Here is a 21,517-nt window from a genome sequence, read left to right as displayed (position 1 = left end):
CGCATGATGCGGCCGCGCGATCTGGCGATTGAGGTCTACCAGGCGACGTTGTCGGCCAGCCACGGTGCGATCACGTCGCGGTTGAACGCCAGCGTCGGGTGGACACCGTCCTGCATGTAGCCGGCGGCGCTGGCGAGCGCATAGGTGGCCGTGTTGGCGTTGATCGTCCGCTCGTCGAGATACTGCGCTGCGTAGTCGATCGCGAGCTGCTGCTTGACCGGCACATAGGACGCGAAATAGCTCGTGTCGGTCGGGCCTGGATTGAGCGACTGGATGATGACGATCTTGCAACGCGGCGCGGCAGCCCGGACGTTGTCGAGGACCTTGCGGCAATCGGCGTCGAACTGCACGGCGGTCCTGTCGACACGATCGTTCATGCCGCCGTTGAACAGGAAGTGCGTCGGCCGGATCGTGCCGATGATCGTCCGCATGGCGGCATCGTCGATCTCGGCCAACCATTGGACTTTCCAACCCCCATTGCCCATCGGGTTGTAAGTGAAGCCGCCGGCGCCGGCCCGCGAGAAATTCACGCCGACGATCGTGTTCGGATTACCGTCTTCGAACTGGTCCCATCGCACTGCTGCATTCGGAGCCGTGAAACACTCGACGCTGAGTTTCCGTGCCGCCGGCGCGGCGTCACCATCGACCGTCGCGCTTCCATTGCCGGTCGACTGGAAGCGGAATGACCCGTCACCGGGATTGCTGACATAGATCATGTCGCACTGGTCGTAAGGTTCCTTTGGCGTGAAAAATCCGCCAGAACTCGTGCTGTTCGGCGCCGACCAGTAGTGCCCCTGGAAGTCCAGCGTGAATGGGTCGCCGGCGTTACCGGTTGAATGGGAAATCTCCGCCCCACCGGTATAATTGAGGCCGTTGACGCGGGCATCTGAGGTGAAGATCAGAGGAACCCAGCCCGCTGACGCGGTACCGATGCGGGCCTTCATGATATCGGCGAGCCAGCGACCCGCGCCCGTCGAGCGGGGATCGCTCAAGCTGTCGATGCCGATCAGGGCATTGATGTATTGCGGCGGCGCTGTCCGCGCGATCATCTCCGCGTCGCCAAGTGCGGCAAAGGCCGTGACCGTCTGGATATGGCCGAACCATTCCTCGCCGGCCGCTGACGATCCGATCCGTTCGATCATCGTCGTCAGCGTGGGCATGGCAGCAGCGGCCGAGAGGATATCGCCGCCATTGAGGCAGAGCCTGGCGTTGGTGCCGTCGAGGGCGATGGCGACCGTATGGACGCCGAGGCTGCCGACGCCGCCCGCATCGAGGTCGACGACGGAGACGCCGGCGGCGAAGACGGTGAGCAGGATATGGCCGGTGCTGGCGCGCCGGAGCAAGGCGCCGTTCGTGGCATCCCCGATCGACCAGATGACCTGATTGCCGGAAACGCCTGGCGCCGTTCGCACTTTGAACACGCGGGTGAGACTGGCCGGCTGCGCAATGGTCCGAGACAAGATGTCTGCGGCACGCGTCGCGGTCGATCCGGCGGTGCGGATCGGCGAACTCGGGAAACTTGCCTGTTCGAGCTGATAGCCCCACGCATAGATGCCGGAGCCGGCAATTCCGAGGAAAGACCCGGCATTATCGCCTGTAGAGGTTCGAATGCCGATCTGGTGAGAGGCCGTAGAGCCGGGGCTCACAACAACCGAACATCTGAAGAAGCCGTTCGGCGCTGGCTGGATCGCGGCAACGCCAGAGCCTGAGGCCCCGATGGTGCCATCGGAGAGGCGAAACCACTTGTAGATCGAGTCATAGTTGAGCGAGCACCAGATCCGCTCGGCCTGCTTTGCAAAGCAGGATCGGACGTAGGGGACGCCACTTGTCATCGATACGCCTCGGTAACAGGCGTGCGTGTTGGTTACCGCTGTCTCGGCGACCTTATCGGCCGTCGTCGTGCCGTCTGGCGCCGTCGCCGCATCGGCTACGACAGCGATGCCCGAGACGCTCCACCCGTTATCCATCTCGGACGAACGCAGCTGCAGGTTTGTCCGTGAGCCCTCGAGGAACAGGCCAAACGGCGTCAAGGCGACCGGATCGTAATCGACGCGTGGTGCGTTGGCGGACGCCCAGGCGATGAAGCCGTCAGCGCCGACGAAGCTGGCTTCGGATGCGCGGGCGAAGGTGTGGCCGCTGGCAGCCAGCCACGCGGCCAAGGTTGACCGCTGGCGCCGGACGGCGAAGTAGAGCCCATTTGTGAAATCGGCGTGCTCGGTCGCGCCGCGCGGCAGCCAGAACGGCCGCGGCGCCAGCTTTCTTGCCATCAGGGTCGACATGGATCAGCGCGCCGTCACGAGAGTGATGACACGATCGGCCGACTGGTTGACGACAGAATCGGCACTGCCGGATCGGATCTTGATCGCGCGCACGCCGAGCCAGTCGGCAAGGCACAGCGCAATGAAATGCGATGCAACAGCGTCGCTCGACGCGATCGTCCGTTCCGCGCCGACGTCATGGAGGTTGAAGAAGGTCGTGCCGTCAGCAGATGCCTGGAAGCTGATCGAGGCCGTCGTCCAGGCAGCCGGCATGATCAGGCCGACGAGCCGGCCCGTGCCGAGGTCGGCCGCGCTGGACAGGCTGGCGCCGTTGGCAATGGTGGCCGTCACGCTCGCGATCTGTGCCGAGCCGACGGGCAGCGGATTGGTTGCCGACACGTCGGCGCCGGCAACCTGTGCTCCGACCTTGCCGATGGTCGCGGCGCTCGTGCCCAGCGTGATGCCAGCGGCAAGCTTGTCGCGGAGATAGCGCAGGAAGCCATTGCTGGTCGAAGCGCCTGTATCGCCGGCTGCAGAGGCGGATGTGCCGCCAATGGCGGCGTTGAGGTCGGCCAGGGTTGCTTCGGTCGACGCGCCAGCCGGCAAGGTAGCGTCAGCGCCGATCGCAGCGATGATCGCGTCAGCGAGAGCAGCGATGTCGACCGGGCCGTCACCCTCGGGATTGATAAGGCCGGTCAGCGGCAGGAAGGGGCCCTCGCCGGTGCCGCTCGCGTCGAGCACGCGCTGAAGGAAAATGTTACCGGCGGCGTCCTTGATCTGCTTGGTCGTCACGGAAGCGGTCATGTCAGATCCATCCCAGGAGTTGCAGGTTCGAATTGTCGGGGTTGGAGAAGTCGAGCTGAACGCCGTTGCTCGCATCTTCGTCGGCGTTGAGGCCGCCGAGACCGGCGAGGAAGCCGTAGAGCTCGGTGATCTCGAGGCCGGCATTGCGGCGCTCGATCTCATATTCGGCGATCTGGCCGGGTGGTATCAGCCGGGATTCGGCGGTCGTATAATCGAGGCGGAGCTGGCGCGCCTCCGCGTCGAGGACGAGCGTTCCGCTCGTCGTGTCCCTGGCGAGCAGCAGGGTGCCCGCCGCCGCGACGGTCAGGAAGAAGGCTGAGTCCGCGAGCGGTACCTCGTCGGGCAGGGTCCAGATGAGGGCAGGGCCGTTGTTGCCCCGCCAGATCGAAAGGTCGACTCGAAGAGGCATAAGACCCCCGGTTGCGTTTGAAAATTCGGGCGAGCGACAACCACCGCGGTGATTGCGGCTGGCGTCGGTATGCGCATTGGGTTTCAGTCGATGACCGGCTGCCTGGCAGGGGTGTCTGAGCGGGCCTGCGCTGCAGCCGTCATCTGCTATCCGATATACAACTATAAGTTGCAAAAGTCACGAATAAAGTGCCGTGCTCGGCGCGGTCGCGGCGGGCCGAAGCGTCAGTCCGATCGGGGGTCGAGGGTCGCCGGAGAGGCGTCCGTCAGGGGCGAAGGGCGTGAAGCGGATGGTGCCTGCCGCGGTCTCTCAGGGGCGAGGGCGCTTCTTGGGACTTGTCGTCAGGACGTGATGGCGCAGCGCTTGACCGGCGCGGTGGTCATGACGCCCGGCTGCGGATTGAGCGGTTTGCCGGCACTCTCGCCGCCAGGGGCGATGACTGCCGAAGGATCGGCCGACGCGACCGGCGGGGTTGGCGCGGGCGCCACAGGTTTTGGCGCTTCGGACGTATCGGGCAGCGGCGCGGGGAACGTCGAGGCCGGCGGCTGGACCAGAGGTTCCGGGCCGATGCGCGGCAGCGTGCCGAGCGGAATGAAGCCGAGCATCGCGCGGCCCGATGCCACGGTCACCGTCGCCTCGCGCCAGGTCTTGCCGTCGACAGTGACGGGGCGCAGCAACGCCGAGACGAGCCCGATCATCTGCCGTGCCCTGGCGCCGCTGCCGGGCTTCAGCGTCTCGACGAGGTCGGGCAGATGATCGAGCTGGTCGAGCCGCACTGTCAGGCGGCCGTTCAGAAGGCCGTCGGCGGCGGGCGTAAGCTCGCCGGTGATCGAGGAGGCGACGCCACCGATCGTCGTGTCGAGCTGGTCGATACGGACCGGCTTGCCCGAGGCGACCCAGGCGGCGGCACGATCACCATGCGCCGTGACGAGCATGGCCGGAACGGCGACGGCGATATCGGTATCGACGGGCGGCAATGCGGGGCGACCGGGGATCAGTGCCGTGAACTGGTCGAGCGACAGGAACAGGTCGACCATGTCGGCCCCGGCCTGATCGGGCAGGACATGGAACTCGCCATGGTGGGCGCGCAGCGGGATCGGAGCGGCGAGCCGCGAAGGATCCGCCAGCGTCGCATCGAACCCGTCGGCGACCAGCGAATAGCGGCTCAAACCGCCAAATCCCGATCCGCCAAGTTTCAGTCCGCCAAGTCCCATGCGGATGCTGGATTGCAGCGAGGTCCAGTTGGCATCGAGCCGCGCGCCGCCGGGAGCCTGCAGCGCAAGCGGTCCCTTCGCGGCAAAGAGCGCACGGTTCGGATTATAAGCCATGCCGATGGCCTCGATGCCGGCGAGAGCGAGCGAGACGGCTTCGGCCGGGCAGGCGGCGGCGAGCGGCATGCAGGTCACGTCGAAGCGGAACGGGAAGCCGCCGATCGAACGGTCGCCGCAGGTCAGCACGGCCCCCTCGGCGCTTGCGCGCGCTTCAAGCACATCGAGCTTGCCGCCGACATAGTGGCGGAGGCCGAACCAGCCCCCCGTCCACAGGACAGCGATGGCAAGGACGGCGACAATGAGAATCTGGAAGCGGCGGCGGCCTTTGCCGGGCGTCGCGGGCGCTGGCCCCGTGTCGGTAGCGCTGCTCACGGCAGGTCTCTCCGTTGAAGTTCGCTTCGCCCGCTGCTAGGCCGGAAGAGCTCCGGACAGGAACGATGGTGATGGCCGATCTCTGGGTATTTGGCTATGGCTCGCTGATGTGGCGGCCCGGCTTTGCTTATGCCGAAAGCGTCCCGGCGCGGCTCCATGGCGAGCATCGGGCGCTCTGCATCCTGTCCTTCGTCCATCGCGGCACGGAGGCGAAACCTGGACTGGTATTGGGGCTCGATAAAGGCGGCTCGTGCCGGGGCGTTGCCTTTCGCATATCCGAGCCCGATCGCGACGACGTGCTCACCTATCTGCGCGAGCGTGAACTCGTCACCAATGTCTATCGCGAGGTGATCAGGCCGGTGCGGCTGGCCGATGGCACGGTGGTCGCGGCGACAACCTATGTCGTCGACCGAAGCCACCGGCAATATGCGGGCAAGCTCCGCCGCGAGGAGGTGCTTGAACTTGTCCGCAACAGCGCGGGCGTTTCCGGGCACAACCGCGACTATGTGCTGGCGACGGCCGAGCATCTCGCGGCGGTCGGAATCGAGGATCGACTGATGATCTGGCTTGCCGGCATGCTCGGAGGCGAGAGCGGTCGCAGCGTCTGACGCCATCGCCGTCGTCAGGCCTTGGCGGCTGCGGTCGGCGCTGCGGCAACGGGGATCGGCGGCGGATGGGCGCCAGAAGCAGCCTCCGCCACGAGGCGATCCGTCGCCGGCTCGATGGTTGCGATCAGGCGGGCGAGGAAGGTCTTCGAATCGAGTCCCGGCGGAATAGGCTCCAGCACTTCGATGATGATGGTGCCGGGATAGCGCATGAAGCTGCGGCGCGGCCAATAGAGCCCGGCATTGAGCGCGATCGGGATCACCGGCACCTTGAGCTCGCGATAGAGATGGATGATGCCGAACTTGTAGTCGGGCGGTGCGCCGACCGGCCGCCGCGTGCCTTCGGGAAAGAGAATGATCTGCCTGCCCTCTGCCGCCGCCGCCTTGCTGTCGGCGGCCAGCTTGCGCAGCGCCTTGGAACCGCCCGCGCGGTCGACGGCGATCATGCCAGCCTTCCAGGTGTACCAGCCGAACAGCGGGATCATCATGAGCTGCCGCTTCATCACGAAGGCCGGGTCCTTCAGCAGCGGAAACAAAGCCATGGTCTCGAAGGCGGACTGGTGCTTCGGCGCAATGAGCGCGGCGCCCTTCGGCAGCCTCTCGCGGCCGCGAATCTCGATGTTCACGCCGGCGACGACGCGGAGCGCCCACATCGTCGCGGCGGTCCAGGTCTTGACGACGAAGATGGCGGCGCGGTGCGGCAGGAAGAAATAGAAGGGCAGCGTCACCAGGATGATGACGGCCATGAGCGCGTAGAAGACGATCTGGAACAGGAACGAACGGACGATCAGCATTCGGACGATCCTGCTTCGGCGCCGGGGGTGCGTATCAGCGCGATCCGTCCGCCGTATCGACCGTGGCGGCCGTCGTCCCCCACGGCGACTCGACGGCGAGCCGCGCCCGCGCCAGCGTATACTTCAGGTATTCGGCCAAGAGAAGCTTGACGGCAGCGGCGTGGTGCCACCAGCGGGCCATGTCGAGATTGGGGTTCGAGACCGGATAGGGGATCAGTGCCACATCCGGCATCGCGCCAGTGAGTTCGATCATGCTGCGGGGCATGTGATAGTCGCTGGTCACGACGATCAGCGAGCGGAAGCCGTTTTTTCGCGCCCAGGCCTTCGCCTCATCGGCATTGCCGATCGTATCGCGGGCTGCATGGCCAAGATCGACGCTCTGGTCGAAGGCTTCGCGTGATTCGCCATCGACGGCGCGGGCGATCTCCCGCCTGCCCACGGAGGGGTTCACGCCCGATATCAGCAGCCGCTCGCCACGGCCGTCGGCGAGCAGCGCCAGCGCGCCATTGATGCGCGCCGTGCCGCCGGTCAGCGCCACGATCCCCTCCGCCTTGATGCCCGAAGGCGCCGCCAGGCGCGCGACGCCATCGGAAAAGCGAACGAAATCAAAGGCAATGAGGCCAAGCAGGAACAGGATGGCAAAAATGAAGAAGCGAGGCGACAGCAGGCGATGATGGCCTTGAGGCGCAGGCGCGCGATATGTCGCCCGTCCCCGAGGGGAGGAGCGGCCGGTAACGGCAATTTCAGATCGGGCCGCGTCGGTCATGCTTTCCATGATGCTAGCAGAATCGAGCCGGATCTTGGCAACAAGCATTCACTCAACGTTTTGGAACCGCGTCCGGTTCTCATTCGATCGAAGCCAGATGACGGAAGACGGTGAGCCGCGAGGTGATGGCGGTCATCAGGGCGATCAGGATCGCGATGCCAAGCGCGCCGACATAGCCCGTCGGGCCGATCGCGAACCGTCCGAAGAGGGCCGACACCTGGTCGCCCTCCGGCGTCGCGATCGAGCGTCCGAACAGGAACGACAGCACCAGAAACATCAAAGTCGCCCCGGCCGCTCCCCAGAGGCCACCCTTGAGGCCGAGAATGAGGAAATGGCGCTGAAATTCGTGCGCGATAAAGCCCGCTTCGGCGCCGACATAGTGCAGCACAGAGACGATATCCCGGTTCGAGGACATGGCGCCCCGCGTCGCGAATACGACGGAGAGCACGGTGGCGACGAAGACGAGCGCGAGGATCGAGAAGCCGATGATCACCGTGGCATTGGCCATCGCCTTCAACCGGTCGGTCCAGGTCCGGTGATCGTCGAGGCTGGCACCTTTGATTTCCTTCGTCAGGCGGGCCGAGAGCGCGGTGAGATCGACGGCATCGGGATTGGCGAGTTCGACGACGATGAGCCGCGGGATCGGCAGATCGCTCATGTCGAGCCCGCTTCCCAGCCACGGCTCGAGCAACTGGGCGTTCTCCCAGGCCGAGAGCGGGCGCGCGCTGGCGACGCCCGGTGTCCGCGTGGCGAGATCGGTCGCCTTCTGCGCTTCGGCATCGGTGTCGATCCCGTCGACCGGTCGAACCTGGATCGTGATCTCGCGCACGATGTCCGACTGCCAGTCGAGCGAGGCGTCGCGGACGAGGGTCACCGCGCCGAGCGTCAGGCAGGCAAGAAAGCTCATGATCGCCACAACGATGGTCAGCGAGCGGCCGGCGATCGATCCAGCCGGAACGATCGGGCCGGGCGGCGTGGCGCGCGGGCCCTGCCGGCGGGCCGGGGTGGCCGCGAGCTCTCGTTGAGGGTGTGTCTCACTCATAGACGGAGAGGCGCCCTTCATGGAGGACGAGGCGGCGGGCGTCGAACTGGTTCATCAACCCGATGTCATGGGTGGCGATCACCACGGATGTCCCGAGCCGGTTCAGTTCGACGAAGAGGCGCAGCAGCCGCTTGGCGAGCGGCGGGTCGACATTGCCGGTCGGCTCATCGGCGAGCAGGATCTCGGGCTGGCCGATCAGCGCCCGCGCAATGGCAGCGCGCTGCTTTTCGCCGCCTGAAAGAATCGGAGGCAGCGCCTGCACGCGGTCGCCGAGGCCGACCCATTTCAAAAGCTCGATCACGTCGGCGCGGTAGGTCGCCTCCTCGCGGCCGAGAACCCGCAGCGGCAGCGCCACATTCTCGAACGTCGTCAGGTGATCAAGCAGGCGGAAATCCTGGAACACGACGCCGATGCGCCTGCGCAGGGCCGGCAGATCTGATTTCGGCAGTGTCGCAACATCGCGATCGAAGATCGAGATCAGGCCACGCGTCGGCCGGAGCGACAGGAACAGGAGGCGCAGCAATGTCGATTTGCCGGCCCCGGACGGGCCGGTCAGGAATTGAAACGAACGCGGAGCGATCTGGAAGGAGAGATCGCGCAGGACCTCGGCCCCCATTCCGTAGCGCAGGCCGACATTTTCAAAGCGGATCACCGCAGTTTTCCCGTTTCCGCCTGATAGCCGATGGAAGATCGGCGGGCCTTGCCGCCGCCGTCTGTCTCTGCTGCGACCTTGCCGACATCAGCGTTAACGATTTACGAACGCCCGGTGGTTCATGACGATGAAATGGCATCCGATCAAGGCAAAGACGGGGCGGCGGAGGGGGCGATGCCCTCCTATGCAGCCCCGGCGAATCGGGTTCAAACTGATCTCGGCGCCAGTCAGCGCGCCCTATGAGCGGACTTCAAGGACGTGGCCAACCGGATCGAGGTTGAAGCGGCGGGACGGTGGCGGGCCTTTGACGGTCGGACGCTGGTCGCGCTTGCTCTGCTGGTCGCGGTCGCGGGGGGCGCGGTGTTGCTCCGCAAGCCGCTCGTTGCCGCTGCGCCTGGCCTTGCCGGTCTCTACCGACGTATCGGTCTCGACGTGAACCGCACGGGGCTCGCCTTCGACGATGTCCATACGCTGCGCGATGTCGCCGATGGCGCCGCGGGGCTCGTGGTCGAAGGCGCGATCCGCAATGTGACCGATGCTGCCGTCGATGTTCCGCCGCTGCGGCTCGTGCTCATCGATGGCGCGGGGGAGCGCGTCGGCGGCTGGCAGGCCGAGCCCGACCAGCGGCGGCTCGACGCCGGCGCCTCGCAGAAATTCCGTACGCGGCTTGCAACGCCGCCCGATCCAGCCAGAAAGGTCTCGGTGAGCTTCGCGCTGCCCGAGACGAAGGGATAACCTCATGCCAATCGTGCGCGACCGCTCGATCCGCATTCTCTATGACATCGAGACGATCGACCGGCGTAATCGCGAGCTGGCGGCCGAGATCGCGGCGAGCGGCTATGACAATCTGCTCGTCATCTCGATCCTCAAGGGCAGCTTCGTTTTCGCCGCCGATCTCATCCGCGCGCTGCACGCCTCGGGCCTTGCGCCGGAAGTCGAGTTCATCTCGCTGTCGAGCTATGGCGCGGGAACGGAATCGAGCGGCAAGGTGCGCGTCGTCAAGGATATCGAGAGCGATGTCGCCGGCCGCGATGTGCTGCTCATCGACGACATTCTCGAATCCGGCCGCACGCTGTCCTTCGCCCGCGCGTTGATGCAGGAGCGCGGCGCGGCACGGGTCGGTGTCGCGGTGCTGCTCGAAAAGCCCGGCAAGCGCGTGGTCTCCTTCGAGGCCGATCATGTCGGCTTCGTCTGTCCCGACCTCTTCGTGGTCGGCTATGGCATGGACGCCGCGCATGCCTTCCGCGAATTGCCTTTTGTCGGTGTGGTCGAGGATTGAGAGGAGCGGGGAAGCGGCATGGCACGCATCCTGGTCACGGAAGACGATGATTCGGTCCGCGCTTTCGTCGCGCGGGCCCTCTCACTCGATGGTCATCAGATCGCGACGGCCGAGGACGGTGCCGATGCGCTCGATCGGCTGCAGGCCGAGGCGGGCGCGTTCGATCTCCTGCTCAGCGACATCCGCATGCCGATGATGGACGGCATCGCGCTCGCTATGGAGGTCGCGCCGCAGTTTCCGGAATTGACCATCCTGCTGATGACGGGCTTCGCCGATCAGCGCGAGCGCGCTGATGGCCTCGACCTCATCGTTCACGACGTCGTGCCGAAGCCGTTCTCACTGGCCGAGATCCGCACCGCTGTCGGCGGCGCGCTCGCCGCGGGCCGCAATCGCACGACTGAGGCTGCGTAGAATTCCCGCTCAGTAGCGCTGTAGCAGCCGTTCGAGATAGTCGCGCTCGAACAGCGGCCGGGCAGCGTCCCCGAGGCGCTTGCGGATCGTGTCGAGGATCTCGCGAGCTCGCTGGGTATCGATCGCGTCGGGAACCTTCACGGACGAGCCGAGATCGGTGTTGCGGCCCTGCCGCTCGCGCTCGCGGCCAAGCGGATCCTGCCCGGACGGGTTACCATTGGCGCCCTGGCGCGTGCCGGTCCCGTTCTGGCGCGCCATCTGCTCGGCAAGGCCGCGCGCGCCGTCGCGCAGCGCCTGCAGGGCCTGGCCCTGGCGGCCGACCGCCGCGCCCGGCTGGCCTTCGCCCAGCTGCTGCGCTGCGCCGTCCATCGCGCGGCCTGCCTGGCCGAGCTTGCCGTCGCCCTGCATGCCCTGTCCCTGCATGTCCTTCTGCAGCTGCTCGAGCGCCTTGGCGAGATCCTGCTGACCCTGGCGCAGGGCGTCGAGCGCCTGCTGGCGCTCCTCGGGCGTCATCGGCTGCTGTTCTGCGCCGCTGCCATCGGTATCCGGATCGAGCTTGAAGGTCTTGTCCATCAGCTCCTGCTGACGGCGGATCATGTCGCCGAGCTTGTCGAGCGCCTGATCCATCGGGCCGCTCTTGCCGGCCTGCTGCGAGCGGCCGGCCTCGAGATTCTCCATCATCTGCTGCAGTTCGGACAGCATCTGCTGCGCCGCCTCGCGCGAACCTGATTTCGCGAGATTCTCGATCTTGTCCATCAGCTTCTTGAGATCCTGAGGCGTCAGCGTCTGCGCATTCTGGTTCGGCTGCTGGCGGCCGTTCTGGGGGTTCTGCTGGGCGTTGCGGGCAAGCGCCTCCAGATAGCGGTTCATCGCCTCGCGCAGGTCCTGCATCGCCTTGTCGATCTCGGGATCGCTGGCGTTGTTCTCGATGGCGTTCTTCAGCCGCTCCTGTGCGGCGCGCAGATCCTGCGCCGCCAGCGAGAGGTCTCCATCCTCGATACCGAGTGCGATCTGCCACAGGAAATCGACGACCGAGACGAGGTCCTCGTCGTCGCGCGCGCCGGTCAGCCGGTGATAGGCCGCGCGCAGCGAGAGATAGACACCATCATCCTTGAACTTGGTCGGGTCGAGCGTGATCGCGTCGAGCGCGCTGGCGACATAGCCTGCCTTGCCGGCGTCGAGTGCCAGGATCCGCCGCTGCTCGACCACGGCGCGCGCCAGCGGATTCGAGAAATTGCGGGCCGGCAGAACGAAGGTGACCGGCGCGCTGCGTCCGGTCTGGCCGATTTCGTCGGTGGCGACGAGCGCCATGCGCACCTTGGCGCCGGCCCAGGGATGCGAAGACAGGTCGCGGATCGTTTCGCCGGCGCCCTCGCGCATCCTGAGGCGCGGCAGGCCGAGGGGAACTTCGGGGGCTGCCACGAGGGGCCGCGCTGCGTCGCCTGCTGGCGGCGGCTCGGCGCTGGTGATCTCGGCCTTGGCCGAGGCGACACCGTAATCGTCCGACACTTCATAGGCGAGCGAGAGCGCGCCGCTGGCTGTGGCGCCGGGTTCGCGCGTCAGCTTGATGGTCGGCGGCTTGTCCGGCGTGACGGCGAACTGCCAGCGCGCCAGCGCGGTGCCGCTCCGCACGATCTCGACGGTTCCGGGCTCGGAAAGGGCAAAGCGCCGCTCGCCCTGAACCGTCTGGCCGGGCGCTGCCGTCGTCGTGGATGCCGGTCTCTCGGTGCGCGTCAGCTCCAGCGGCACGGGCTTGCCGTCCAGGGTGGCGGCATTGACGGCCATGGTGCCGTCTTCAGGCATGCGGATCGTGACGATCGAGCCCTCGGGAACGGTGATCGGCCCGTCGATCGCAGCAAGGCGGGCCGCTTCCCCGGTCAGGAAGATCGGCGGCCGCGCGGTATAGGCCGGCGGTGTCACCCAGGCGTCGATCCGCGGCGCGGCCTCGGCCGGCGCGGTGACGCCCGCTCGTAGCGCATCGGCGATCAGCGTCTCCCTGTCGGCGCCGGCTGCCATGAACGCGACGACGAGCAAAAGCGGCACGATATAGCGCAGCGCATAGGGATCGCGCGCATTCATACCGGGCGACGGCCAGCCCGCTTTGAGGCGTCCGAGACCCTGAAGCAGGCGCGTTCGATGGGCGCGCCAGAGCGCCAGCGTCAGCGGATCCTCGGTCGGCAGCGCGAGTTCGTCGGCAAAGGCCGCGGCGGGCCTGTGCGGCGTGCCGCTCTCCCGCACGACACGGTTCATCGCCGCATCGCGGCTCGGCCAGCGGACCCGCAAGAGCGGGACGAGCAGGAACAGCGCGACAGTTGCGAACAGCCCGAGAAGCCCGAAGCGTACGATATCGGGCAGCAGGGACCAGAGGCCGAGCCAGGAGGCGACGAGAAAAACCCCGGCGAGCGTCAGCAGCGGAACGATCTTTGGCCAGATCGTTTCGAAGGCAAGCGCATAGCGGGCGCGCCGCGTGGCGTCGGCGATGCGCTGCCGCGCCGCTGCCTCGGCAATCCCCTGCTGGTTGGCCGCGTCGACGTCGATGATGGGCCTGTCGCCGGCAGGCTCGGTCATGGCCGCTCCACTCGTCCTCAAAGCCCGCCCGAAGGGAAGTCTAGCAGGCGAGATGGGGCGATGCGAGGGCGAAGGGAAGGGCGCGCGCCGTTCAAATCTCCTCGGCCACTTCCCAGACATGGCCTGAAGGATCGGCAAAGGCGGCAGTGCGGCGACCCCAGGGACGGTCGATCGGGCCGTTCAGGATCGTCACGCCCTTCTCGGTCAGCCTCGCGCAGGTCTGCCGGACATCGTCCACGCGGACGGTGAACATCGCGCGGGTTCCGGCCTTGGCAGGCGCGACCGGCAGAGGCTCGACGAGGGTCGACGCGTTGCTGGCCGCCAGCAGATTGACGATTGCGCCGGAGAACGAGAGCAGCGCTGACTGGTCGTCCTCCATGAGGATTTCCGTCGTGAACACATCACAATAAAACTGTTTGGCGGCCGCGATGTCGTCGACGAACAGCGTCACTACCTCGATCGCATTGGGGATCATTATTGCGTCTCCTGTCGATTGCCGAGCCTATGCAGGCTGGAGGGCCTTCTGCCCGACGGGCGGGAAGGCAAGCGCGATGGCGACCGCGCCGAGGCCGACGATCGCGGAGCCGATGAACAGCCACGCATAGCCGTCGAACGTGTCGTAGATCCAGCCGCCGAGCACGGGTCCGAGGGCCATGCCGATTGAGGACAGCAGCCCGGCAGCGCCAAGCACGGCGCCCAGATTCTGCTGGCCGAAATAGTCGCGCGCCAGCACGGCATAGAGCGGCATCACCCCGCCATAGGCGGCGCCGAAAATGATCGCCAGCGCATAGAACTGGCCAAGTTCGCCGATGGCGCTATAGGCGGCGATCGCCAGCGCCTGGACGGCCAGACCGCCGATCAGGATGGGCTTGACCCCGATGCGGTCGGCGAGGACGCCGAGCAGCAGGCGGCCGCCGAGCCCGGCCAGGCCCTCGACGCTGTAAATGCTCACGGCTGCCATCGGCGTTACGCCGCAGACGATGGCATAGCTGACCATGTGGAAGATCGGTCCCGAGTGCGCGGCGCAGCAGGCGAAGAAGGTGAGCCCGAGCACCAGGAACTGCGGCGAGCGAAGCGCTGATCGCGCCGACATCTCGGGCTCAGCCATCGGGCCGGCTCCGCTCTGCGGCATCGGAACGGCTGGCGGCCGGCGAACAAGGAGCGCCGCCGGCAGCAGCAGGACCCAGGCGCCGATACCGATGACCAGCATGGCGAAGCGCCAGTCATAATCGGTGATCAGCCAGCGGGCGAAGGGCGAGATCGTCATCGGCGCCATGCCCATGCCAGCCGAAACCAGCGAGACGGCGAGGCTGCGATTGGTGTCGAACCAGCCGGTGACCGCCGAGATCATCGGCGCGAAGAAGGCGCTCGCCGAGATACCGACCAGGACGCCGAAGGTGAGCTGGAAGGCGAGGAGCGAATGCATTCGGCTTGCCAGCACCAAGGCAAGTCCGAGCAGGACTGCGCCGGCAAGAACGACGATGCGCGGACCGAAGCGATCGCTCGCGGCGCCCCAGCCAAAGCCCGCGACGCCCATCACGAGGAAATTGAGCGTCATGGCGCTCGATATGCCGGCCCGCGACCAGCCGGTATCGACGGCCATTGGCTCGAGGAACACCGCCAGCGAGAACATGGCGCCGATGGCAACGCATCCCATCAGCGCGCCGAGGCCAACGATGGTCCAACGATAGGAAACTGTCATGGCGCCCGCTCCCGAGATCCGCTTCGCCGAGGCGGCGGCTCGATGGCCGCCATACTCTAGACGAATGGAAGCTTACGCGCGCGACAGGGCGCCGCACTTTTTTCCGAAGCGAGCCGCCCGGCTCAGGCGAGCCAATCCGGGACTACATCCATGCCGATCAGTGCGTCATAGCTCTGGCGCGGCCGGATGACGGCAAACTGGTCGCCATCGACGAGCACTTCGGCGGCGAGCGGGCGGGTGTTGTAGGTCGAGCCCTGCACGGCGCCATAGGCACCGGCCGTCATGACGGCGATCCGGTCGCCCGGCGCGAGCGCCGCCATGGTGCGGTCGAGCGCCAGATAGTCGCCGGTCTCGCAGACGCCGCCGACGACATCGGCGATGATCTCCGGCGTGCCGGCAGCAGGCAGGCGCACCGGCTGGATGTCGTGATGCGCCTCATAGAGGGTCGGGCGGATGAGGTCGTTCATGCCGGCGTCGACGATGACGAAGGTCTTGGACGAGCCTTCCTTGATATAGACGACGCTCGCGACAAGGATGCCGGCATTGCCGACGATCATGCGGCCAGGTTCGAACAGGATCTTCGCGCCGAGATTGCCGAGCCTCTTCTTGACGATCGCCGCGAAAGCCGCGGGATCGGGTGGCGGCGGATCGCCGAGCTTGTAAGGAATGCCGAGGCCGCCACCGCCGTCGACATGATCGATCGCGTGGCCGTCCTCGCGAAGCTGGATCACCAGTTCGGCGAGCAGGCCATAGGCCTCGTCGAAGGGCGCCATGTCGGTGATCTGGCTGCCGATATGCATGTCGACGCCGGAGACCTTGAGCCCGGGCAGGCGCGCCGCCTCGGCATAGACGGCGCGGGCGCGCTGCCAGGGAATGCCGAACTTGTTCTCTGCCTTGCCGGTCGTGATCTTGGCATGCGTCTTGGCGTCCACATCGGGGTTGATGCGGATCGAGATGCGTGCCGTGGCGCCCTTGGCGACTGCGATCTCAGAAATACGGGCGAGTTCGGGCTCGCTCTCGACATTGAAGCCGTGGATGCCGGCATCGAGCGCCAGGGCGATCTCGCGTTCCGTCTTGGCGACGCCTGAAAAGACGATCTTCGCCGGCTCGCAGCCGGCCGCCAGCGCCCGGCGCAGTTCGCCTTCCGAGACGACATCCATGCCCGCGCCTTCACGGATCAGCGTCTTCAGCACCGCCTGGTTCGAGTTCGCCTTCATGGCGTAACAGATCAGCGTATCGAGCCCCGCGAGCGCATCGCGGAAGACGCGATAGTGGCGCACCAGCGTCGCCGTCGAATAGCAATAGAAAGGCGTGCCGACTGCGGCCGCAATGGCCTCGACCGGAACGTCCTCCGCGAAGAGGACGCCGTCGCGATATTCGAAATGGTTCATGGATGTCTACCCCGAAGGGCCTTCGGGCCGCGACCGCGGCGTCAGAGCAGGTGATCGATCCAGAGCTTGCGATCCGGCACGAGCGGGACGGAGGTATCGACCTTTTGCCCGGCTTTTGACGCTTCCTCGGCCTGTTTGGCCTGAAGACCGCCCGGCGGCGGCTCGAGCGCGCCCTTGACGCCGCAGCCGGCGAGCGCCAGCGCGGAGGCGATGAGGATCAGGCGGGTCAGCGCGGCCAAGGGGCAGCTCCAGGTCGGTGTCGAACTAACGCGATCGGCGGGGAGTGCCGACAGGTGGGCGCGGCGATCTTAGACGATCGCGGCCGGCCGTCACCCCTAACTTTTCGTGCGCTGCTCGCGCTCCAGCGCCCGCTGCCAGCGCTTCGCCTGCGCGCGGACATTCTTTGGCGAGGTGCCGCCATAGCTGGTGCGGCTGCGGACCGATTTGTCGACGGAGAGCACGGAATAGACGCGGTCGTCGATGGCGGAGTGAACCGCCTGCATGGCCGAGAGCGGCAGGCGGGCGAGTTCGACGCCCTGGTTGGCGGCGAGGCCGACAATGCGTCCGGTGACGTGGTGAGCTTCGCGGAAAGGCAAGCCGAGCGCCCGTACCAGCCAGTCGGCAAGGTCGGTCGCGGTCGAAAAGCCGGATCCGGCTGCCTTCTTCAGCGTCGCGGCTTCCGGTTCCATGTCGCGCACCATCCCGTCGGTCGCGGCGATCGCAAGCTCCAGGCTTTCAAAAGCGTCGAAGGCCTGTTCCTTGTCTTCCTGCATGTCCTTCTGATAGGCGAGCGGCAGGCCCTTCATGACGATCATCAGCGCCGTCTGCGCGCCGATGATGCGGCCCGTCTTGGCGCGCACGAGTTCGGCGGCATCGGGATTGCGCTTCTGCGGCATGATCGAGGAGCCGGTTGTGAACCGATCCGAAAGGCGGATGAAGCGGAACTGCGCTGACGACCAGATGACGATCTCCTCGGCGAAGCGCGAGAGATGCAGCGCGCAGAGGCTCGCCACCGAAAGCGCCTCGATGGCGAAGTCGCGGTCGGAGACGCTATCGAGCGAATTGGCAGTGGGGCGATCGAAGCCGAGCGCTGCGGCGGTATCGAATCGGTCGATCGGGAACGAGGTTCCAGCCAGCGCCGCAGCGCCAAGCGGGCTCTCATTCAGCCGCGCGCGGGCATCGCGGAAGCGGCCGCGATCGCGCGCCAGCATTTCGACATAGGCGAGCAGATGATGGCCGAAAGTCACCGGCTGTGCGCTCTGCAGATGCGTAAAGCCCGGCATGGCGAGGCCGGCATGAGCAAAGGCCTTGTCGGCGAGCGCCGATTGCAGGCCGGCGAGGGCCGCGTCGACGCCGTCCAGCCAGTCGCGGACATACAGCTTGAAGTCGGTCGCCACCTGGTCGTTGCGCGAACGGGCGGTGTGCAGCCGGCCGGCGGGCTCGCCGATCAGTTCCTTCAGCCGCGACTCGATATTGAGGTGGATGTCCTCGAGCGCCCGCGAAAAGGTGAAGCTGCCGTCCTCGATCTCTCGCAGGATCGTGTCTAGACCGGCGACGATCTTTTCGGCATCGTCCGCGCCGATAATTCCCTGGCGTGCGAGCATCATCGCATGGGCCTTCGAGCCGGCGATGTCCTGGCGGTAGAGCTTCTTGTCGAAATCGATCGACGCGTTGATCTCTTCCATGATCGCGGAAGGTCCCTGCGAGAAGCGGCCGCCCCACATCGAATTGCTCATGAACGCTCTCTCAGGAAAGAACCGGAATGGCTGATAGAGGCGGCAGGATGCGCCTTCCCCTGGTGATCGGGCTCGCGGCGGTGGCTGGCATCGCTGCGGGATTGGCGGTCGTATACGTGAGGGGAGGCGCTGATGGCAATGTTGGCGCGCTGGCAAGCGGCGACTGTTCGCCGGCCGTCAAGGCCGCGGGGCTGCTGAAGCCGCTCGCAAAAGGCGAAGTCGCGGGCTTCCAGGTCGCCGATCGTCCGGTCTCGCTCAGTCATCTCGCCTTCCAGAAGGGCGACGGAACTGCTGCGAGCCTTGCCGATTTTGGTGGCAAGACGGTGCTCCTCAATCTCTGGGCGACATGGTGCGTGCCCTGCCGCAAGGAAATGCCGGCCCTCGACCGCCTCGCGGCGAGCGAAGTCGGACCCGACTTCGCCGTCGTCCCCGTTTCGATCGACACGCAGGACCCCAGCAAGCCGAAGGCCTTTCTCGAACAGATCGGCGTCAAGGCACTGCCGCTCTATGCCGATCCGACGACGCGGATCTTCTCCGGCCTCAAAAGCGAGGCGATGGCGGTCGGCCTGCCGACGACCGTGCTGGTCGATGGCAAGGGCTGCGCGCTCGGTGTGATGTCCGGCCCGGCCGAATGGGACTCGGATGATGCCAAGGCTCTGATTACGGCGGCACGAAAAGGCGTGTGAGCGGCGAGGACACCCTCGCGGGGGCGACGCGCCCTCACCGCGTCGGGACGGGGTGCTCGCCGCGATAGTCGTAGAAGCCGCGATTGGTCTTGCGGCCGAGCCAGCCGGCCTCTACATATTTTACCAGCAGCGGGCAGGGCCGGTATTTCGAATCGGCGAGGCCCTCATAGAGCACCTGCATGATCGACAGGCAGGTATCGAGGCCTATGAAATCGGCGAGCTGCAGCGGCCCCATCGGATGGTTGGCGCCGAGCCGCATCGCGGCGTCGATAGCCTCGACCGAGCCAACGCCCTCATAGAGCACGTAGATTGCCTCGTTGATCATCGGCAGCAGGATGCGGTTGACGATGAAGCCCGGAAAGTCCTCGGAAACGGTCACCGTCTTGCCGAGCTTGGCGACGAAGGTCTTGGCGGCCGTAAAGGTCTCGTCTTCCGTTGCGATGCCACGGATGAGCTCGACGAGCTGCATCACCGGCACCGGATTCATGAAGTGAATGCCGATGAAGCGCTCGGGCCGATCCGTGGCCGAGGCGAGGCGGGTGATCGAAATCGAGGACGTGTTGGTCGCCAGCATCGCGTCGGGCCGAAGCGCCGGGCAGATGCCGGAGAAGATCTTCCTCTTGATCGCCTCGTCTTCGGTCGCTGCCTCGATGACGAGGTCGCAACTGGCCAGCGCGTCGACCGTCACCGCCGGCTTGACACGGGCCAGCGCGCTCTTGCGGTCTTCCTCGCTGATCCGGCCGGAATGGACCTGGCGCGAGAGGTTGCCGTCGATCGTGGCGAGGCCCTTGCGGACCCGATCCTCCGCGATGTCGTGGACATAGACCTCGAAGCCGGCAAGCGCGCTGACATGGGCGATGCCGTTGCCCATCTGGCCGGCGCCGATGACGCCGATGGTCGAAATCGCGTTGTTCATGGTCCTGGCGGACGCCTCTTTTTCGGCAGTTCTGGGCTCGCGGAAAGCTTAGAGCAAAGCATCCGCCCCGTCTAAGCCAAACCGCAGCATCGCCTCAGTCGCCGAGCGCCGCGACGAGGGCCGGAACCGCCGTGAAGAGATCCTCGACCAGCCCATAATCGGCAACCTGGAAGATCGGTGCCTCGCCATCCTTGTTGATGGCGACGATGACCTTCGAATCCTTCATGCCGGCCAGATGCTGGATCGCGCCGGAAATGCCGACGGCGATGTAAAGGTCAGGCGCCACGACCTTGCCGGTCTGGCCGACCTGCAGGTCATTTCCCGCATAACCCGCATCGACCGCAGCGCGCGAGGCACCGATTGCGGCCTTCAGCCTGTCGGCCAGCGGGGCGATGACGGCCTCGAAGGTCTCGGCTGAGCCAAGCGCCCGGCCGCCCGAGACGACGACGCGCGCCCCGGCAAGCTCGGGACGCTCCGATGTCGTCAGCGCCTCGCTGACAAAATGGGAACGCGGCGGGGTCGGGGCGGCGCCGACGGTCTCGATCGGTGCCGCGGCGCTGCCTGTTTCGGTCGGAGGGAAAGCGGCGGTGCGGATGGTGAGGACGCGGACCGGATCGCGCGACTGAACGGTCTCGATCGCGTTGCCGGCGTAGATCGGACGCTCGAACGTATCCGGCGCCAGGACGGCCGTGACCTCGGACACCTGCATGACGTCGAGCAGCGCGGCGACGCGTGGCAGGAGATTCTTGCCATTTGCGGTCGCAGGCGCGACGATCGCGTCATAATCCGCGGCGAGTGACAGGACCAGTTCCGACAGCGGCTCGGCCAGCGCATGCGCGAGCGTTGCATCATCGGCGAGGCGTACGCGGGCGACGCCCTCAAGCTTCGCAGCTTCCTCGGCGATCGGACGCACGGCAGAGCCGGCCACGAGAATATCGACCGGCGCGCCGAGGGCGCGGGCGGCGGTCAACGCCTTGGCGGTTGCCTGGTTGAGGCTCTGTCCGTCATGTTCGGCTATCAGCAGCGTCGTCATCTCAGAGCACTCCCGTTTCCTTGAGCCGAGCCACGAGCTCGGCGGCCGAGGCGACCCTGATACCGCCGGCGCGGCGCGGCGGCTCGACCGTCTTCAGCACGGCGAGGCGCGGGGCGATATCGACGCCGAGCGCTTCCGGCGTCGTCTCGTCGAGCGGCTTCTTCTTCGCCTTCATGATGTTGGGCAGCGAGGCGTAGCGGGGTTCGTTGAGGCGAAGATCCGTGGTGACCACGGCCGGCATGGCGAGACTCAGCGTCTCGGCGCCGCCATCGACCTCGCGGCTCACCTCGATCGTGTCACTGCCAAGCTCGATCTTCGAGGCAAAGGTCGCCTGTGGCCAGCCAAGCAGCGCAGCTAGCATCTGGCCGGTCTGGTTGCTGTCGTCGTCGATCGCCTGCTTGCCGAGAATGACGAGGCCGGGCGTCTCGCTCGCGATCAGCGCCTTGATCAGCTTGGCGACAGCGAGCGGTTCGACACGTTCGGCGTCGGTCTTGATCAGGATGCCGCGATCCGCGCCCATTGCGAGGCCGGTGCGCAGCGTCTCGGCCGATTTCTCGCTGCCCACGGAAACGACGACGACCTCGTTCGCCTGTCCGGCCTCCTTGAGGCGTAGCGCCGCTTCAACCGCGATTTCGCAGAAGGGGTTCATCGCCATCTTGACGTTGGCGAGGTCGATGCCGCTGCCATCCGCCTTGACGCGAACCTTTACATTGCGGTCGACGACCCGCTTGACGGGCACCAGAATCTTCATTGTCGGATGTCGCTCTCGTTCGGGGGGCGAGGCTGCCCTTATCAACGGCCGCGGACGGTATCGGCGGCAAA

Annotated in this window: 22 protein-coding genes; 5 read left to right on the top strand and 17 right to left on the bottom strand. The window is 66.3% G+C overall.

Annotation, left to right across the window (positions count from 1 at the left end; translation table 11 throughout):
- Positions 1–35: 35 nt before the first annotated feature.
- The 4 genes from LB518_RS13685 to LB518_RS13670 all read right to left on the bottom strand — a co-directional run bounded on the left by LB518_RS13685 (position 36) and on the right by LB518_RS13670 (position 5,114).
- A complete protein-coding gene (locus LB518_RS13685) occupies positions 36–2,279 on the bottom strand; it encodes a phage head spike fiber domain-containing protein (protein WP_224578068.1) in 2,244 nt (747 codons plus the stop codon).
- Positions 2,280–2,282: 3 nt separating this feature from the next.
- Positions 2,283–3,062 (bottom strand): hypothetical protein, encoded by a 780-nt coding sequence (locus LB518_RS13680; RefSeq protein WP_224578067.1) that lies wholly within the window; start codon positions 3,060–3,062, stop codon positions 2,283–2,285.
- A 1-nt stretch (position 3,063) separates the two neighbouring features.
- On the bottom strand, positions 3,064–3,471 hold the full coding sequence (locus tag LB518_RS13675; RefSeq protein ID WP_224578066.1) for a chalcone isomerase family protein: 408 nt from the start codon (positions 3,469–3,471) through the stop codon (positions 3,064–3,066).
- Between the two features lie 341 nt (positions 3,472–3,812).
- The gene (locus tag LB518_RS13670; RefSeq protein WP_224578065.1) at positions 3,813–5,114 is read right to left on the bottom strand and encodes a DUF2125 domain-containing protein; all 1,302 of its coding nucleotides are present in this window, start codon (positions 5,112–5,114) and stop codon (positions 3,813–3,815) included.
- 71 nt (positions 5,115–5,185) lie between these two features.
- Between LB518_RS13670 and LB518_RS13665 the strand changes: the two genes are divergently transcribed.
- Positions 5,186–5,722: a gamma-glutamylcyclotransferase gene (locus tag LB518_RS13665; protein WP_224578064.1), complete on the top strand. Its 537-nt coding sequence runs from the start codon at positions 5,186–5,188 to the stop codon at positions 5,720–5,722.
- A gap of 14 nt (positions 5,723–5,736) precedes the next feature.
- Here LB518_RS13665 and LB518_RS13660 read toward each other — a convergent pair whose 3' ends face one another.
- The 4 genes from LB518_RS13660 to ftsE all read right to left on the bottom strand — a co-directional run bounded on the left by LB518_RS13660 (position 5,737) and on the right by ftsE (position 8,973).
- Complete coding sequence (locus LB518_RS13660) at positions 5,737–6,513, bottom strand: lysophospholipid acyltransferase family protein (RefSeq protein ID WP_224578063.1); 777 nt, start codon at positions 6,511–6,513, stop codon at positions 5,737–5,739.
- Positions 6,514–6,547: 34 nt separating this feature from the next.
- Positions 6,548–7,279, bottom strand: a complete 732-nt coding sequence (locus tag LB518_RS13655; RefSeq protein WP_224578062.1) for a YdcF family protein — start codon at positions 7,277–7,279, stop codon at positions 6,548–6,550.
- A gap of 79 nt (positions 7,280–7,358) precedes the next feature.
- Complete coding sequence (locus LB518_RS13650) at positions 7,359–8,321, bottom strand: cell division protein FtsX (RefSeq protein ID WP_224578061.1); 963 nt, start codon at positions 8,319–8,321, stop codon at positions 7,359–7,361.
- Positions 8,314–8,973: a cell division ATP-binding protein FtsE gene (ftsE, locus tag LB518_RS13645; RefSeq protein ID WP_073052992.1), complete on the bottom strand. Its 660-nt coding sequence runs from the start codon at positions 8,971–8,973 to the stop codon at positions 8,314–8,316. Before ftsE ends, LB518_RS13650 begins: the two co-directional genes overlap by 8 nt.
- A gap of 258 nt (positions 8,974–9,231) precedes the next feature.
- Here ftsE and LB518_RS13640 point away from each other — a divergent pair, with 258 nt between their 5' ends.
- From LB518_RS13640 to LB518_RS13630, 3 genes are read left to right on the top strand one after another with little or no spacing between them, the layout of a single operon-like run.
- Positions 9,232–9,708 carry an FxLYD domain-containing protein gene (locus tag LB518_RS13640; RefSeq protein ID WP_224578060.1) on the top strand — a complete coding sequence of 159 codons (477 nt, stop codon included), beginning with the start codon at positions 9,232–9,234 and terminating at the stop codon, positions 9,706–9,708.
- 4 nt (positions 9,709–9,712) lie between these two features.
- Entirely contained in the window at positions 9,713–10,252 is a 540-nt protein-coding gene (hpt, locus tag LB518_RS13635; RefSeq protein ID WP_224578059.1) for a hypoxanthine phosphoribosyltransferase, read from the top strand.
- A gap of 18 nt (positions 10,253–10,270) precedes the next feature.
- On the top strand, positions 10,271–10,663 hold the full coding sequence (locus tag LB518_RS13630; protein WP_224578058.1) for a response regulator: 393 nt from the start codon (positions 10,271–10,273) through the stop codon (positions 10,661–10,663).
- A 9-nt stretch (positions 10,664–10,672) separates the two neighbouring features.
- Here LB518_RS13630 and LB518_RS13625 read toward each other — a convergent pair whose 3' ends face one another.
- The 6 genes from LB518_RS13625 to argH form a co-directional block, all read right to left on the bottom strand.
- Positions 10,673–13,231, bottom strand: a complete 2,559-nt coding sequence (locus LB518_RS13625; protein ID WP_224578057.1) for a TIGR02302 family protein — start codon at positions 13,229–13,231, stop codon at positions 10,673–10,675.
- A gap of 91 nt (positions 13,232–13,322) precedes the next feature.
- The gene (locus LB518_RS13620) at positions 13,323–13,706 is read right to left on the bottom strand and encodes a VOC family protein (protein WP_224578056.1); all 384 of its coding nucleotides are present in this window, start codon (positions 13,704–13,706) and stop codon (positions 13,323–13,325) included.
- A 27-nt stretch (positions 13,707–13,733) separates the two neighbouring features.
- On the bottom strand, positions 13,734–14,933 hold the full coding sequence (locus LB518_RS13615; RefSeq protein ID WP_224578055.1) for an MFS transporter: 1,200 nt from the start codon (positions 14,931–14,933) through the stop codon (positions 13,734–13,736).
- 122 nt (positions 14,934–15,055) lie between these two features.
- Positions 15,056–16,324 carry a diaminopimelate decarboxylase gene (lysA, locus tag LB518_RS13610; protein WP_224578054.1) on the bottom strand — a complete coding sequence of 423 codons (1,269 nt, stop codon included), beginning with the start codon at positions 16,322–16,324 and terminating at the stop codon, positions 15,056–15,058.
- A 41-nt stretch (positions 16,325–16,365) separates the two neighbouring features.
- Positions 16,366–16,563, bottom strand: coding sequence for an LPS translocon maturation chaperone LptM (gene lptM / locus LB518_RS13605; RefSeq protein WP_224578053.1), 198 nt, complete (start codon positions 16,561–16,563; stop codon positions 16,366–16,368).
- Between the two features lie 96 nt (positions 16,564–16,659).
- Positions 16,660–18,060: an argininosuccinate lyase gene (argH, locus tag LB518_RS13600; protein WP_224578052.1), complete on the bottom strand. Its 1,401-nt coding sequence runs from the start codon at positions 18,058–18,060 to the stop codon at positions 16,660–16,662.
- A gap of 26 nt (positions 18,061–18,086) precedes the next feature.
- On the opposite strand from argH, the gene tlpA reads away from it, so the two are divergent.
- Positions 18,087–18,746, top strand: coding sequence for a thiol:disulfide interchange protein TlpA (gene tlpA / locus LB518_RS13595; RefSeq protein WP_224578051.1), 660 nt, complete (start codon positions 18,087–18,089; stop codon positions 18,744–18,746).
- Between the two features lie 34 nt (positions 18,747–18,780).
- Here tlpA and LB518_RS13590 read toward each other — a convergent pair whose 3' ends face one another.
- From LB518_RS13590 to LB518_RS13580, 3 genes are all read right to left on the bottom strand, one after another.
- A complete protein-coding gene (locus LB518_RS13590) occupies positions 18,781–19,662 on the bottom strand; it encodes a 3-hydroxybutyryl-CoA dehydrogenase (RefSeq protein ID WP_224578050.1) in 882 nt (293 codons plus the stop codon).
- Positions 19,663–19,756: 94 nt separating this feature from the next.
- Entirely contained in the window at positions 19,757–20,695 is a 939-nt protein-coding gene (locus LB518_RS13585; RefSeq protein WP_224578049.1) for an electron transfer flavoprotein subunit alpha/FixB family protein, read from the bottom strand.
- 1 nt (position 20,696) lies between these two features.
- Positions 20,697–21,446, bottom strand: coding sequence for an electron transfer flavoprotein subunit beta/FixA family protein (locus tag LB518_RS13580; protein ID WP_224578048.1), 750 nt, complete (start codon positions 21,444–21,446; stop codon positions 20,697–20,699).
- Positions 21,447–21,517: the final 71 nt, after the last annotated feature.

The organism is Mesorhizobium sp. BR1-1-16 (genome assembly GCF_020165495.1).
GTDB lineage: Bacteria > Pseudomonadota > Alphaproteobacteria > Rhizobiales > Kaistiaceae > Kaistia.
The sequence above is the reverse complement of the archived record's forward strand: the minus strand, read 5'-3'. Positions and strand labels throughout refer to the sequence as shown.